A 15,998-nucleotide genomic window follows, 5' to 3' on the forward strand; every position below is an offset into this window, starting at 1 on the left:
TTTCTGCCGATGCTCGCGAACTGCGGATCGGTCTTCAGCGTCTCCAGGAACTCCAGGTTGTTGTTGACGCGCACCGCCTTCAGGTACGTCAGGAGCCGAGTCGCCAAGATGTCCTTGTGGTAGCGCAGGTCAGTGTTGGACTCGATCTCTTTGATCGTCGCATCCCGCACCGTGAACCGGCGCCCAGCGAGCGACCCCTTCGACGGCACGAAGACGCGCTGCTTGGCGGACGCAGGGTCGTAGCGCGTCCCGATCTCCAACGCGATAGCCTTCAAGTCTTCGACCTTCTGCGCGAGCGTGTTCAGCCGCCCCTGTAGGCGCGTCACGTTCCGCGCTGGCCCCTGAAGCGTCTTCAACTCCCGCACCGCAGCGGCGAGGTCGCGCTTCTGTGCTTGAATCCGAGCATCGAGCGGGACGCCTGCCTCATCCGCCGCGCCTGCGAGCCCACTGGTGAGGCTGTCAATCTCGCTCTCCAACTGCGTCACTCGCTGCGGGAGGTTCAACGTCTTGACGCTAGACAGCGCCCGGATGTCCTGACTCAACTTGCCGATGCGCCGTTGGATAGGGGCGAGTTCTTGTGCCTTCAACTCGTCCAACGTCCGGAACTTGAACGCCCCAAGGTCTTCCCTCACCCCGTTCGCAAACGCGGTCACGCGCCCGTCTTTGATCGCCACGACGTAGCGGTGCCCCTGATCGTCCTCGATGGCCTTCATGGTGCGGCCCTTCAGGAAAGAAGCAGCGGTCGAGAGGCGTCCTCCGAGGGAGAACCCACGCCGCGCCCCCGACAGCGCACGGTCTACGAGGTTGCCTCGCTCTTGGACGTAGTGATTCGTGAACTCGTCCGGCAGTGTGTTGGGGTCGAGCCCCCGGAGTCGGGCGAAGATCTGCGCCGTCGCATCCTTCAGCGGACGAATCACCGTGTCGTAGACTTGGCGCTGCTCAGGCGTCAGCGGGATGGAGTGGTTCTCGTCGTAGTGGATGAGGACGTTCTCCGGGTCCGCCTCGCGCATGGTCCCCTGGATGGATTCCAAGAGGTGACGCGCCCGGATCTCGGCCTCCTGGCTTCGTGTCCCCAAGGTGTACAGGCGATCTTCAATCGACCCGGCAGCGGGCTCAGGCGTGAGCGTATTGCGGACGAACTGCTGAACGGCATCGGTCAACTCGTTCGCCGCCTTGAAGCCCGGCGCGACGATGCCTACGGGTTGAGACTCCAAGCCGGTGCCCGCAAGTCCGCGAATCAGCGAGGCCGGAGAAGGCGTCCGACGCTCTGCGGCTTGCTCGACGAGTCCTTGGCGAGCCCCCTCATCGAACAGCGAGAGTTGGTCTGCGCCTCGGTTGATGCGGTCGAGGATCTGCTGAGGGGTCTGTCCGGTTTGGCGGGCCTGTCGCGCTACATCTTCAGCGACCGACTCGGCAGACCGTCCGAGCTTCGAAGCGATGGCACGGATGATGGGGGCGAAGAGTCGCAGAATTCCTTCACCGGCCATGAAGGATGCGCCGCTCGACACAGCCGCGCCAGGGATTCGAGAGACAGGCTCGCCATGGACGGCGGAGCCAACGCCTGCTTCACCCGTTCCGACCATCGCACCAGCGAGGCCCACGCGCAGGAGCATCGGGGCTGCTAGACCCTCGGTCGCCATCATCGCGAGGATGACAGCAGGCGTCTGACCGATCATGTTCCCGATGCCTTCCACGATCCGACCGGCCTGCGTCTTCGCGTCCTCGGGACGGATGAAGCCAAGCGTCAGGCCGCGCTCGATGCCGTGGAGCAAATCCATGCCGTACTGCAAGACGCCTTCATGCTCTTGGACGGCAGGCTTTGTCGCCGACGTGGCGGGCTGAGCGGCGCCGGGCGCGAAGATGTCTGCGCCCCCCGGAATCGTCAGAGTCGGCGCCGTCGTCGGGGGCGCGAAAATATCGACGCCTCCCGGTCGAGCAGACGCCTCCGCTGGGCGTGAAGCGAACGCCGTACCTGACAGGATGGAGCGGACATAGTTCGCGGTCTCAGGGATGCTGAGGGCGCGTCCCGACCGCACCGCCCCAGACCCGGCATTGTAAGCCGCGAGCGCCTCCTGCCAGTTTCCGAATTCGCGGTACTTCTGCGCCAAGTAATCCATGCCCGCCCGGACGTTGGCTTCCGGGTCACGCGGATTCACCCCGAGTTCTCTTGCCGTGGCAGGCATGAGTTGCGCCGGACCAATCGCGCCCGCCGAAGAAACGGCGTTGGATCGGAAGCCCGATTCTTGATTCACCAGGCGGAGCGCAAGGTCAAGCGGCACGCCGTACTGACGTGCATATTGCTCGACCCATCGCCGAATTTGCTCAGGCGTCGCCGCACGATTAGAGGACTGCGAGACGCCCGCGAGCGGAGTCCCTGCGAAGATGTCCGACGAACTTGTCGGCGCCTCCGGAGCGGCAGGTTTCGGATCGAAGATGTTGACAGCCACGTCTTATCGTCCTGGCGTGACTTAGCGCTGAGTCTGCGGAGAGCCAATCGGACGATACGAGCCTTCGCCAAAGTCCGGGCCGAGTGCGGGCACAGACTGCCGTCCACCGTTGTTCAAGAATCGGACTTCTTCCGTCGTCAGGTGAACCGCTGCGGCCAGCCGGTTCTGCTGCTTCGGAGTCATTTGCTGCCAATCCGCGAGCAGCATCCCTAGCACGTCCCTCCGCGCTTGCACGTTGGAGGCTCGCCGAACGCGCAAGATGTCGGCGTTGAGCCGGTCCTGCGGAATCCCTTGCGGTTGTTGAGTCTGCCCCTGACCACCAGTCGGGGCCGCTGCGCCACTGAGAGACGCGAACTCCTGCGGCGTGATGCCAAACAGTTTCGCGTAGGACTGCCGCTGTTGAAGGCTCAGCCCCTTCCACCATGCCGAGGCTCCGAGCGCCTTCAACACGTCAGCGCGAGGCTTCGTCCGCAGCGCGGCCTGGAACTGTTCGACCGGACTGCCGGTCCCGGTTCCTGTGCCGGTCCCCGTCCCTGTCCCGTCGCCAGTATCACCACCTGTTCCGGCGCCGCCGTTCTCGATCTGACTCTCCAGGTCAGTCATCCGCGAATACACGCCGGAGAGTTGCTGGTTCAAAGTGGCGATGCGCTGGTCGATCTGCTGGAGTTTCGCTTTCAGCGCGGCTTGCTTGGCTGGGTCCGTTTCGATGTTCAACTGATTCAGGATCAGTTGCTCGTCTCGCTGCGCGGCGCCGATCTGCCGCTCCAAGAGAGTCGCCTGCGCTGTCAACGCGCGATAAGCCGGATTGTTCTGGGCGTTGCGATTGTACCGCTGCTGATTCTCACGCTGCGTTGCTCCCGACTGGACCCCCGCCATCAATCGAGGAACGTCGAGCGTGTGGTTCTGCGGGTCCCAGTAGGACGCGAGCGAGGAATCAAGCACCGTTGAGAAGTCCGGCCCCATGCTTTGTTCGAGCCGCACCAGCAGCGCGGGGTTGACCTGCTGGAGGTACTGGCGCACACTCGGGACCTTGCCGCCAAACTGCTGTCCTACGGCCCCGAGAATGTCGTCGCTGGCCGAACCCTGTCCACCCAACGCGGTATCAGGCCACGCCCCGTTCTTGTCGGGTTGAGGAAACTCGCCCTGAAGTCCGGGGAACAGCCGATTGAATGTCGCCATGCGTTCGCGCATGAAGGCCGCACGCTGCTGAGGATCCGTGAACTGGCGTGCCCGAGTTGTCGCGTCCGCGATGAAACGCTGCGCGTCTGCCTCGTCGCTTCGAGCTTGCCCGCGTGTATCCGCAGCCGTGACGTAGTGCCCGTTTACTCGGCGAGCCTGAAGCACTCCGCGTAGCGCCTCGACGATCCTGTCTCCGTACTGCTGTTTGAGAAGGTCGAGTTGCTCGTCGATAAAGCGATCAGCCGCGTCCGGATCGGTCATCTGCCCGGCTTTCGTGAGGATATCGCGAAGGTCGGCTTGCAGTTTGCCCTGCAACTCGCGGCGACTCTTCTCAACACCCGTGTCAAATGTCTGCGGCGTGATGCCGGGGAGCACTTTATCTCGGAACCACTGCGGCAGTTGCGGGTTCTGGAGGAACTGCTGCGCGGCTTCGGGTCCCTGCGCTTTTGCTTCGTCCCACGCGCGAAGGAGCGCTTGAGCCTGCTGGTTGCGCTGGGCTCGGCGCACGTTCCCCAAACTTCCGAGCAAATCCCCGAGGGCGTCGCCCCAACTTGGCGGAACCGGACTCGTCCGACCCCACGACGATTCGTAAGTGGATTCCGGCCCGTAGACTCCAGGGTCCTCGGGCGGCGCGAAAAGATTGTCGAGGGGATTGTTTGCCATCGAGGCTAGTGAACTCCGCGCGGCGTTGCTTTTGCGTCTCCGTCGAGACTAATCCACGTCTCGAAAAGCGGAAGCACCCTCAGAACATGGTTCACGAACGCCTGGGCCTCATCGGCTGTCGCCGGTCTGGCTGTCGGTCCGACGAGCCGTCGAGCGTGCAGGATGTAGTCTTCGAGAGCATCCGCCCATGAATCGCTTCCCATTCTCTCGAAATGGAAGCGCAACTTCCGCGAGGTCTCGTCAAAACCGCGAAGCGTAGCCGAGATCGAAATGTCGGGAGGAATGTTCCATGCGTCCGCAGGCAGGTCGCGGCCTTCGAGCGCCGCACGCGCCGCGAACTCGCCGTCCAACAAAGCAAGCAGCGGCGCCGGACTGATTCCTGAACGCTTGGCAGAAATCACCGCAGCCTCGGGAAGCGTCTTGATGACATACAGAGAGACTGCCGGATCGGGCGTGTGTCCAAATGCAGACTCGACCGCAGCGTTTACCACCTGGCGCGTCATCGCGGCTTTCTGCTCGCGCTCGCCGGTCATTCAGTTACCCTCCTGAATATCGCCACCACGCGACGGAGCCGGTGGCCGCATTCGCGGCGCAAACTTCTCCCAAACGGTCATTGACGACGCCGCATCACGCCGCTTACCATTTCGGATATGAACTTGGCCGAGTTGTTGCCCACTCTTCAGACGGACGCTGCCGCAAAACGAGCCGCCGCCGTCATGTTGTGGTGGCTGTTCTTCAATTTTGGAGCAACCCAGCATCTCAGCACCTCACATCCCGATCCATTCAACACTTACGCGGACTGCGCTCACTACGCGATGCAGGCCCAACGCGGAGAAGGTGGCGCTTGGCACTGCGAGTCTGAGCCCCCCGCCTCTCCGCCGTCCCCCTAAGAACCGAAGCCTGCGAGATCAGCGCCGCCGACCCCGCCCTGCCCGCCGCCAGTCCCGCCTCCCGTGCCGCCACCTCCACCGCCTGGCTGGTCAGGAGCGGGTCCGCCGCCAGGGCCACCGCCACCCGTATTACCGGTGCTGCCTTCGGTCATCGAGGCTATCGCGTTGTTCACAATCGCAGTGATCCACGCGGGCGTAGCGCTCGGCGCCGACGCTGCCGGTGCCTGCGTCGAAGTCGGTGAAGGGGCCACCCCAGCAGGAGCACCCGCAAACTGCCCAGTCGGCGGAAGACCACTTGGATTCAACTGGCTCGCGATCTGACTCAAGGGCGCTTTCTGCGCCATGATCTGCTGGATCTGAGGTGGCAACGTCAGGCCGGGAATCGTCGGAGAGATCGCTCGACCCGAAGGCCCCTGCTGAGCCTGGCTGTTTGCCCAACTCATCAGGCCACCAGACTGCGCCGGACTCGGTGCGCCGTTCGCCTGGAGCATGGCGCGAAGTTGGGGCGTGAGCAAAAGTTGTAGCATCAGGCGAGGGTCTAACTGGTACGGTTGTCCGCCCGCTTGCACACCATAGTAGCCGCCCTGGTTTGCCAGTGACATGTTCTCTCTACTCCTCCTGCGGGCTAGAGAAACAAAAAAGCCCCGCTTCCGCTTCACGCGGGCGAGGCGCATCGCTTTTACCGGAGGAGCACGTCCGTAAAACGGGGTGAGGGGTTAGATCAAGGATCGTCCCTGCACTAGGCTCAACTCGAACGGCGGGCGATCAACCCCGCGCGTCGATATGAACTTGATCTTCTACTCTTAGCGTAAACCCTTCCGATGAATCATTCAAGGGGCCGCCGGAAATGCTGTCCCACTCACGCCGCTGCCTTAAGATACTGGACGACTTGCCGCGCCCATCCTGGAGAACACGCAGTCGGGTTCGCGTGCCGAAGTAGGTTCGCTAGACCGATCTTCTCGACGCGACTATAGACGAGCCCGTTGCACGAACCGCAGACTAGGGCTCGCACGGCCTCGCGCACGTCTCCAATCGCATGATCGTGGTCAACTTGGAGCCGCCGCCGACGATGACACATCGCGCACACGCCGCGTTGGCGCTTTCTCAGGATGGCGAGGTCTTCCGGCGTGAGTTGGTATCTCACCCAAAATTGGTGGCGCTTCCAGTAGGCCCGCATCTTCGGCAAACGCTCCTCGCGGTTAGCCGCGTACCATGCGCGAAACGCCTCGCGCTTCCTCTCCCGGTTGGTCATAGTCGTCATCCCCGGTTCCCCGGCATAAAAAGCGCCAGCGTATGACCGAACCGGCCTGTATGCTCTCCGACCTTCTCGACAAATCCGAACTTCAGCAGGTATCCGCACATAGCGCTTCGCACCAAATCAATCGGAAGATTGCCCAACGCTGAAAGAAGGTCCCAGGTCATCGGCGCCGGAGCACCCCCATCCTTGTGCCAACGGAGAGCAAAGAGTCGATCCACTTCTTCACGGACAGCCTTCGCATACCACGGCCAATCCTCGGGAGCGGCCCGAAGAATGTCGCGGCTCACTTTCAACAGCCCTGCTCGCTCATAGAGATCCATTGACCAGAATACGAGCAGTGGCGCGTTCGACTTAGAGATTCCATCCCAGCGCGTGCCCCCCGTGCGAATCGCTGCGTGGACTTCCGGCAGCGAGTAGAAGGGTTTCATGCCCTTTCGGTGCCAATCTCTCAGGCCGATAACGCCGTTGTCCCCTCGATAGATCTGCGCTGACGGGTGCCATTCATCATGTTTAGGAAGGGGGCAGCAGAACGACGAACCTAGAGTGATGCCGTCGGGAAGCCCGAGCACGGGAGCAACGAATGGCAGAGCGGCCTCGCAGGTCGCCATCTCGCGAAGAATCTCACCCGCCTCCTTCCCGGCCCCTTTCAGCGTAGCGGCAAGCGCGGTCAGGTCACTACTGGAGTAGACCGGCGGGGTAGCGGCAGCGTGGGTGACGGGGACTCGGGATGAGTTTAGATCGGGACGGACAAACCGGCTCCACTCTTCCGGCAACGCGGGCAACGAGGCAACGTCATCTAGCGGTGAAATCCAATACCGGCCACGGGAAGGAGGAACGACTGCCAAGGAACCGGCACCCCGCACCTCGACCTGTGGATGCGGCTTCACCGTCCGACACGGCGCAGCCGTCGAGTAGAGACGGTGGGCGCCGCGCCCCTTCGTCCGTGCGAACATGGCCGTATCAGGAAGCCGGAGGCCCTGCCTCTCGACCTCGCGGGGACCGTCCGGCCCGTCGAACTCCACGTCCACGACCGACGCATGAGGCGATCCTAGGATAAGGGCAATATCGTGCGCCGGGTACCGGGTCGCCCACTCCGCGACCTCTTCAGGCGTCTGCCGCCGGGAACGCAGATGACTCCAAGCCGCCCCCTTTGGGGGGAACTTCTGCCCCGGCACGACCGGGACGACGTTGAAGCCCTTGGCGTGGTATTCGAGGGCCGTCTCGAAGAAGGTCGCGCTCATGGCTGGACCCTCGCGCTCTGGAGCCGGAACCCCTGGAAGACTGCCAGCCGGACGGCCTTCCCGGCTCTCCCCCCACACCCCCCACAACTACAACTACATAGCTGAACGCTAGTCATGTAAAGGGGAGGGGATGCCTCGGGGGGACGACCGGGCCTCCGGGTGGGGTAGGTGGCCGACCCTGAACCCGGAGGAGGAAGCACCTCTTGGCGTGAGCCCGCCATAGAGGGCATCTCGGGGGCAGGCTGGACGCTCCGACCGCCGCCCACGCTGGGAGCGGGGAGGGTCCCTCGATGAGTCTGCGAGAGAAGCATCCCTTGGCGCGAGCCTGCCAGGTTGGGGCTGTATAACAACGAACGCGGGGGACAGGCGGCAGCCGTCACGGAAGCGCCTCCCGGAGTTGGCGTCGAACAGAGCGCGGGAGGGCACCGGCCTGCGGGGGCCAGGGTCGAGAGGCGCCTGCGCCGAGGCAGATGAAACTCGGAAGGTCTAGGGGCTCCGGGTGGGTCCTGAAGACTTTCAGTGTGCCGATAGGCCGATGGGCTGATGGCAGACTATCTGATTGACAAACAGTGGAGACTTCCTTATACTGAAGCATGTCAACTTCTCCCTGCTCCGCCGGAGCCGCCCGCATGGCGGCTTTTCGGTTTCCAGCGGAGTCTTCAGAATCACCCCCGGAGTCTCAGTCTTGGAGAACTGAGTGGTACGGGCGCCGTGCCTACCTTCCTGCGATTGCCTCCTCGCGACCGATAGTGGTAGAGTGCTTGCCTGCCCGCTTGGCCCGCCATGCCTGGAGCCGAGCGAGCGCCTTCGGTCGGAAGAGGCGGGTGCCGTTGCTCATGCGGATGTAGTCAACGCGCCCGAGTGCCGCATGATACAAGAGCGCGTTTCGAGTGAGCCCGAGCCGCTTCGCAGCATCGCCACTCGTCAGCAGGTCTACAGCCATTCGTCTATCACCTCGCTTCGACTTGATTCGCCCGTACCGTAGCACACCTGCTGTCAAGGTAGTAGGGTCGGATGGAACAGTTGCTTGGAACCCGTTGCAGGGTGGACGGCGAGGGCCTATAATCTGGTTGTCTTTTTTCATATATCCGAGCCGCTGATCTGCGGTGAGACCTGCTGCAACCGGCCGGGCCGGAAGCGCAGTGATCTCCGGGTAGGCGTGGCTCCATCGGGTGATTGACCCGGAGGAGTGCAGTCCATGGCCGCCCGCCCGGCTCCGCAGCGCAAGTCGAAGTCGTCATTGAATGATCCTGGTATCCGCGAGTTCCTCGATGGGCTCGCTGTCCTGATTGCTCGCCGGATTCTCGCGGAGCGCAGGCGCTCTGAAGCGCTGGAGAGGGAGAAGGCGGCGTGTTGAGCGCGGCGGTATACGCAAGATACAGCAGCGCCCATCAGAAACCCACCTCGATTGACGATCAGGTCGCGCTTTGCCGGAACGTCGCCCCGACATTCGAGTGCGTTGTCCTGGACGATCATATCTACGCCGACCGCGAACTCTCTGGAGCGGTCACTCAGCGCCCAGCGTATACGCGGCTCCTTGAAGCAGCGCAGGCCCGCGCGTTCGACGCCATCATAGTCGAGGGCTCAGACCGCCTCTGGCGCGATACGGCGGAGATGCACAACGCGCTGAAGCGCCTGCGGTTCTGGGGTGTAAAGGTCTTCGCTGTCTCGACGGGTTCTGACCTGACGACGCAGACCGGCAAACTGCTCGCGTCCGTCGTCGGCTGGAAGGACGAGGCGTTCCTCGATGATCTTCGAGATAAGATCCGGCGAGGAATGACGGGGCGTGCGAGGGATGGCTTCTCGGTTGGTGGTCGATGCTACGGCTATACTTCGCAACCGATCTATGACCCGCAGAAGAAGGACCCCTATGGAAACCCCTTCGTAGTCGGCTATCGGCGCGTGATCGAATCCGGCGAGGCTGAGGTCGTTCGGCGCATCTATCACCTCTACACGGGCGGGCTGAGCCCTCGCGATATCACCCACCTGTTCAACCATGAGGGAGTGACGCCGCCCAGGACGGCAGGTGGGCGGATGCTGAACGGATGGACGTATCAAACGCTCATCGGCTCGAAGCATAAAGCTCTCGGCATCCTGCGGAATCCCCTCTACGTGGGGCGCCTCGTCTGGAATCGGACGCGGAAAGTCAGGCATCCAGATACCGGGAAGCGCATTGTCCGGCAGCGACCCGAGAGCGAGTGGATCTGGGCGGACGTGCCGGAACTTCGGATCGTTCCTGATGATCTCTGGAAGGCCGTTCAACTGCGGAGCGCCCAGCAGAGCCACGGTGTCGGCCACAAGACGGGGCGCAGGGTGAAGTACCTCCTCAGCGGGCTTCTGAAGTGCGAGTGTGGTGCGAACTACATCGTGCGGAACAAGAGCCACTACGGATGCGCGGCGCACCACGATAGAGGGCCTGCTGTGTGCAACAACGAGAAGCAGGCGCCACGGGAACACTTGGAGCGCGTCATTCTGGATCGGGTGTTCAATGAGGTCCTCGGGGATCCCGAAGTCATCGCCTACCTGTCGCAGAAGGTGAACGAGGTCCTCGCCAACGCCACGCTACCTGCCGATGAGTTGAGGAAGAAGCATCAGGCCGAACTCGCCCAGGCGCGGCGCGAGTTGACGAACATCGAACGGGCCATCCGCCGGGGACTCGATACCAAGACGACGCGGCGAATGGTCGCGGAGACCGAGGAGCGGATCGCCCGGCTCGAAGCCGCGCTGGCGATCCCCGAAGAGAAGCCGAAGGTGGTCTATCTCCCCAGCGTCGTGGAGGCCTTCGCCCGTGACCTAAAGGGGTCTCTGGAGACCGACCCGGACGAGGCCCGGCGCCTCCTGGGCAAGTTGCTTGGGCGTATCACCCTGCGGCGAGACGGGGAGCACCTCAAAGCAGAGTTTCAGGGCCATCTGCGCGGTCTGCTCGACGTGGAGACCATGGGGAGAACTGCGGTGCCGGAGGAGGGACTCGAACCCCCACGGGTGTGACCCCAGGCGATTTTGAGTCGCCCTCGTCTGCCATTCCGACACTCCGGCACGGCGCGCGCGGCAGACCGACTCAGATGTAATCGTATCATCGGCGGCCGCCGGCCGCCAGTGCGCCGGGCCCCGGCCTTCGCCGGGGCCTAACGGCTCCGCTCGTAGATCAGCCTGAGCCCTTCGAGCACCAGCATCGGATCGTGGTGGTCGAGGCAGCCGCACTCCCCGACCACAAGATCGGCCCAGCCGCCGGTGGCGACTGTGACCGCGGGCGTCCCCAGTTCGTCGCGGATGCGCCGCACGACATCGGTGACCAGGCCGACAAACCCGAAGACGATGCCGGCCTGCATCGCGGTCGTCGTCGAGCGCCCGATCGCGGTGCGCGGCGCGAGCAGCGGCACGCGGTGCAGCTGGGCGGCGTGCTCCGCCAGCGCGTCGACCGAGATGCCGATGCCGGGCGCGATGGCGCCGCCGAGGAAGTCGCCGTCGCGTGAAACCACCGAGAAGGTCGTCGCGGTCCCGAGGTCCACGACGATCGCCGGACCGCCGTGGCGGGCGAACGCGGCGACCGCGGCGCAGATCCGGTCCGCCCCGACCTCGCGCGGATTCTCGTACAGGATGCGCATGCCGGTCGGGGTGTCCGAGTCGGCGACCAGCGGGGCGACGTGGAAGTAGTCGCGGGCCAGCCGGCCCATCGTCTCCGTCAGCGCCGGGACGACCGAGCTGATCGCCACGCCGCCAACGGCGTCGAACCGGAGGCCGGCGGTGTCGAACAGCCCGCGGACCAGCACCGCGTATTCGTCCGCCGGCCGGCTCGTATCGCTCGACACGCGCCAGTGGTGCAGCAGGTCGCGGCCCCGATAGACCCCGATTTTGGTCAAGGTGTTGTTGGCGTTGAGCGCGACCAGCAGCGGCGTGTCCACGGTCCCATCATACCTCCAAAAACGGCTCGGGACCGCACCCCGCGACCTGAGCCCCCTCGCCGGCCCATGCTATAATTTTAGGTAGATGTCTCCCGCCGATCGCCGCACACTGCTTCTCGTCGACGCGAACGGCCTCGTGTACCGCGCCTTCTTCGCGCTTCCCTACTTTACGACGCGCGACGGCCGCCCCACGAACGCCGTCTACGGGTTCACGACGATGCTCCTCAAAGTGCTGGAGGAGCAGGCGCCGACCCATGTCGCGGTGGCGTTCGACAAGCCCGGACCGACGTTTCGGCACGAGGCGTTCGCGGAGTACAAGGCGCTCCGGCGGCCGATGCCCGACGATCTGCGGCCGCAGATCGCCCTTGCCAGGCAGGTTGTGGAAGTCCTGGAGCTGCCGATGTTCGAAGTGGCCGGCTTCGAGGCCGACGATGTGATCGGCACGCTGGTGCGCCGCGCCGAAGCCGACGGCCTCGACACGCTGATCGTCACGGGTGACCTCGACGCGCTGCAGCTCGTCTCGCCGCACACGAAGGTCATGATGACGAGCCGCGGGATCAGCGAGACGGTCATCTATGACGAGGCGGGCGTGGAGGCGAAGCTCGGGGTCGCGCCGGCCCAGGTCCCGGACTTCAAGAGCCTCAAAGGCGATTCGACCGACAACATCCCCGGCGTTCCGGGGGTGGGCGACAAGACGGCGGGGCGCCTCTTGGCCGGCGGGGTCACAGTCGAGGCGCTGCTCGCGGACCTCAACGGCATGTCCGACGCGCGGCTGCGCGCCAAACTGGCCGAGCACCGCGAGCAGATCCTGTCCAGCAAGCACATCGCGACGATCGCCACGGACATCGACCTGCCGATCGATTGGGCGGCGCTGCGGCGGCACACGCCGGACATGGAGCGCGTGCGCGCCCTCTTCACCGACCTCGAGTTCCGCACGCTGCTCGACCGGCTGGGCGTGGCGACGGCCGCGCCGGCGGATCAGACGCGCGGAACGTATCGTACGATTGCGGCCTCGGATCTCGGCGCGGTCCTCGCGACCGCGACGCAGCTCGCGGTCTCGCCGGTTGCCGAGGAAGGGCATCCGTTCTCCGCCCGGCTGCGCGGCGTCGCGCTGGCAACGCGGCCCGGGGAAGGCGTCTACCTCGAAATCGGCGGCGACGTCCCGCGGCCGCTCGCGGATGCGCTGGAGCGCGAAGACCTGCCGAAGCTGAGCCAGGACGTCAAGCGCGACGTGCTGCTGCTGGAAGGCGCCGGTCTCGCGCCGCGCGGCTTCGTCTTCGACGTCGGCCTGGCCTCGTACGCGCTCGATCCGGCGAAGCGCAGCCACACGCTGGCGACCGCGGCCTTTGACTTTCTGCACTGGCAGCTGCACGAAGGGGCGGCCGAACCCGGCGGACTGGCGCTCGGGGAGAGCCCGGCCGAGGCGGCCGGCGAGGAAGCCGACCTGATCGTCCGCCTGCGGGACCCGATGGAGCGGGGACTGCGCACGCGGGAGGTCGACCGGCTGTACCGCGACCTGGATCTGCCCCTCGCACTCGTGCTGGCGCGCATGGAGCGCGTCGGCGTGGCGATCGACGCCGCGGCGCTGCGGGCGCTGTCGGTGTCGTTTCGCGAGCGCCTGGAGGTGCTGACCCGCGACATCCACCGGCTCGCGGGGACGGAGTTCAACATCGGCTCGCCGAAGCAGCTGGCGTTCGTACTGTTCGAGAAGCTCCAGCTGCCCGCGCAGAAGAAGACCAAGACCGGATACTCGACGGACGCGGAGGTCCTCGAGCAGCTCGCGCCGCTCAGCGAGGTCGTGGAGAAGATCCTGGAGCACCGCCGCCTCAGCAAGCTGCTCGGCACCTACGTCGACGCGCTGCCCGCCGCGCTGCACCCGGCGACCGGGCGGCTGCACCCGACCTACAACGAGGCGGGGTCCAGCACCGGCCGCATCGTCACCACGGAGCCCAACCTCCAGAACATTCCGATCTTCGAGGAGGACGGCCGCGAGGTACGGCGTGCCTTCGTGGCGGGGCGCCCCGACCACGTTCTGCTCTCGGCCGACTACTCGCAGATCGAGCTGCGGGTGCTCGCCCACATCACGGAGGATCCGGGTCTGCTCGCGGCGTTTCAGGAAGGCCGCGACATTCACACGGCCACGTCGGCCGAAGTTTTCGGCGTCTCGCCGGACTCGGTCACGGCGGAGATGCGCCGGCAGGCCAAGATGTTCAACTACGGGATCGCCTACGGCATCACCGACTTCGGGCTCGCCGCGCGGCTCAAGACCAGCCGCGAGGAGGCGCGCGCGTTCATGGACGCCTACTTCGCGCGCTATGCCCGCGTCGCGGACTACATGCGCGAAGCCGTCGAGCGGTGCCGCCGCGATGGGGACGTCCGGACGCTGCTCGGCCGCCGGCTGCCGGTGCCCGACATCCTGAGCCGCCACCGGCCGACGCGCGAGCGCGCGGAGCGCGTCGCGATCAACGCCGCGATCCAGGGGACCGCGGCGGATATCATCAAGCTCGCAATGCTGAAGATCGCCCGGGAGCTGCTGCCGCGCTTCCCGGGCGTCGAGATGGTGCTGCAGATCCACGACGAGCTGCTGTTCGAGATGCCGAAGGACCTGGTGCGCGACGTGGCGCCGGAGATTCGCCGGCTGATGGCCGACGCGTATCCGCTGCGCGTCCCGCTGCCCGTGGATGCCGGCATCGGCCCCAACTGGCTTGACCTGACCGACGTCGCGTGATGGTCCGCCGGCGCCCCGGCGCGCTCCGGATCGGCCTGACGGGAGGGGTGGCGAGCGGCAAGAGCACCGTCGCCGCGGCCCTCCGCGCGCGCGGCGCGGCGATCGTCGACGCCGACGCGATCGCGCGCGAGGTGGTCCGTCCCGGCGAACCGGCGTATCAGGGCATCGTGGAGGCCTTCGGCCCGTCCGTGGTCGGGCCGGACGGCGCGCTCGACCGCAAGGCGCTGGCGCGGCGCGTCTTTGCCGATGAGGACGCCCGCCGGCGTCTCAACGCGCTGACCCATCCCCACATCCGGCGGCGGATGGCGGAGGAGGCCGCGCGCCTCACCGCGTCCGGGGGGACCCCGGTGATCGTCTTCGACATCCCGCTGCTGCTCGACACGACCGACGGCCGCGATCTCGCTCTCGATGGCATTGTCGTCGTCTACGCGGATCCGGAGACCCGGCTGCGGCGATTGACCGCCCGTGACGGCCTGCCGGAGGACGACGCGCGGCGGCGTCTCGCCGCGCAAACGCCGCTCGAGGACAAAGTGAAGCGGGCGAACTGGGTGATCGACAACTCCGGGAGACCGGAGGAGACAGAGGCGCAGGTGGAGCGCTTCTGGCAGACGTTGATGGAACGTGCCCGTGGCTGACTCCGGGCGGGAGGCCGACGGCCCGACAAAGCCGCGCGTGCTGGTGACCGGCGGAACGGGCCTGGTTGGGGGCGCGATCGTCCGCGCGCTGCTGAAGCGGGGACGGGCGGTGCGCGTGCTGGCGCGGGATCCCGGCCGGGCCCGCGGACTGTTCGACTCGAACGTGGACGTTGCGCCCGGCAATCTTCAGCATCCGGAGAGTCTGCGCGCGGCCTGTCGAGGGATTGAGGAAGTCTATCACGTTGCCGGCGCGGTGGATACGCACGAGCACGGAGACGCGGAGATCCTGGACACGAACGTCGAGGGGACGCGCCGGCTGCTCGCGGCCGCGCACGCGGCGGGGGTCTCTCGGGTCGTGTACACGAGTTCCGTGTCTGTGTACGGGGACCGGCTTCCGCTTGGGGTCGCGGAAGACGCTCCGCCGGCCCCGGCCGGGGTGTACGGGGTCTCTAAAGTTCAGGCGGAGCGGTTGGTGCGGGAGGCGATCTCGGCCGGGCTGCGCGCGGTGATCGTCCGTCCGTGCATCGTCTACGGGCCGGGCGACCGCTACTTCGTGCCCCAGGCGTTGCGCGTTGTGCGGCTGCCGGTCGTGCCGCTTCCGGACGGCGGGCGCCACGTCGTCGATCTGGTGCACGCGGACGACCTGGCGACCGCGCACCTGCTGCTCATGGCCGCCGGACAATCCGGCGAGGCCTACAACGTGACGGGCGGCGGCCGCCTCCAGGCCGGAGAGCTCATCCGGCTGATGGCCGGGGCGCTCCACCGGTCTCCGTGGCTGCCGCCGGTGCCGCGGTCGGTGGCGACCGGCCTCAAACCGTTCATTAATGTGGCCGGACGTCTGTGGGGCCTGCGCGAACTGGCGCGCCTCGACTGGCAGGAGATGAACGGGGTGTTCAGCGATTACCACTTCGATATCTCCAAGGTCGCGGCGCTGGGGTACGTCCCGCGCATCGACACGCGCACCGCACTCCCTCACGAGATTCGCGAGCGGGACGGGTCGTTTCAGCGCCGCCGGCAGTAACGACCGGCCTCCGCGGCCGTCCCGCGCGGGTCAG

The 15,998-nt window shown here is 65.7% G+C and carries 9 protein-coding genes and 1 tRNA gene; 4 read left to right on the forward strand and 6 right to left on the reverse strand.

Annotation, left to right across the window (positions count from 1 at the left end):
• From VKT83_01575 to VKT83_01590, 4 genes are all read right to left on the reverse strand, one after another.
• On the reverse strand, positions 1-2,447 hold a 2,447-nt coding region (locus VKT83_01575), incomplete at its 3' end, for a transglycosylase SLT domain-containing protein (GenBank protein ID HLY21137.1).
• 21 nt (positions 2,448-2,468) lie between these two features.
• Positions 2,469-4,133, reverse strand: coding sequence for a hypothetical protein (locus tag VKT83_01580; protein HLY21138.1), 1,665 nt, complete (start codon positions 4,131-4,133; stop codon positions 2,469-2,471).
• Between the two features lie 161 nt (positions 4,134-4,294).
• The gene (locus VKT83_01585) at positions 4,295-4,822 is read right to left on the reverse strand and encodes a hypothetical protein (GenBank protein ID HLY21139.1); all 528 of its coding nucleotides are present in this window, start codon (positions 4,820-4,822) and stop codon (positions 4,295-4,297) included.
• Between the two features lie 1,614 nt (positions 4,823-6,436).
• A complete protein-coding gene (locus tag VKT83_01590; GenBank protein HLY21140.1) occupies positions 6,437-7,678 on the reverse strand; it encodes a bifunctional DNA primase/polymerase in 1,242 nt (413 codons plus the stop codon).
• A 1,353-nt stretch (positions 7,679-9,031) separates the two neighbouring features.
• On the opposite strand from VKT83_01590, the gene VKT83_01595 reads away from it, so the two are divergent.
• Complete coding sequence (locus VKT83_01595) at positions 9,032-10,666, forward strand: recombinase family protein (GenBank protein ID HLY21141.1); 1,635 nt, start codon at positions 9,032-9,034, stop codon at positions 10,664-10,666.
• Here the strand turns inward: VKT83_01595 and VKT83_01600 are convergent.
• Positions 10,632-10,714 (reverse strand) — tRNA-Leu (locus VKT83_01600). The two genes, VKT83_01595 and VKT83_01600, sit on opposite strands and share 35 nt — an antisense overlap.
• An 89-nt stretch (positions 10,715-10,803) precedes the next feature.
• The gene (locus VKT83_01605) at positions 10,804-11,580 is read right to left on the reverse strand and encodes a type III pantothenate kinase (GenBank protein ID HLY21142.1); all 777 of its coding nucleotides are present in this window, start codon (positions 11,578-11,580) and stop codon (positions 10,804-10,806) included.
• An 85-nt stretch (positions 11,581-11,665) separates the two neighbouring features.
• On the opposite strand from VKT83_01605, the gene polA reads away from it, so the two are divergent.
• Genes polA through VKT83_01620 form a run of 3 tightly spaced genes read left to right on the forward strand, consistent with a single transcriptional unit; the run spans position 11,666 to position 15,964 of the window.
• Positions 11,666-14,308 (forward strand): DNA polymerase I, encoded by a 2,643-nt coding sequence (gene polA, locus VKT83_01610; GenBank protein HLY21143.1) that lies wholly within the window; start codon positions 11,666-11,668, stop codon positions 14,306-14,308.
• Positions 14,308-14,943 (forward strand): dephospho-CoA kinase, encoded by a 636-nt coding sequence (gene coaE / locus VKT83_01615; GenBank protein HLY21144.1) that lies wholly within the window; start codon positions 14,308-14,310, stop codon positions 14,941-14,943. The genes polA and coaE overlap by 1 nt, the downstream gene beginning before the upstream one ends.
• Positions 14,936-15,964 (forward strand): NAD-dependent epimerase/dehydratase family protein, encoded by a 1,029-nt coding sequence (locus VKT83_01620; protein ID HLY21145.1) that lies wholly within the window; start codon positions 14,936-14,938, stop codon positions 15,962-15,964. Before coaE ends, VKT83_01620 begins: the two co-directional genes overlap by 8 nt.
• The last annotated feature ends 34 nt before the right edge of the window (positions 15,965-15,998 follow it).

It is taken from the genome of bacterium, assembly GCA_035308905.1.
GTDB lineage: Bacteria > Sysuimicrobiota > Sysuimicrobiia > Sysuimicrobiales > Segetimicrobiaceae > DASSJF01.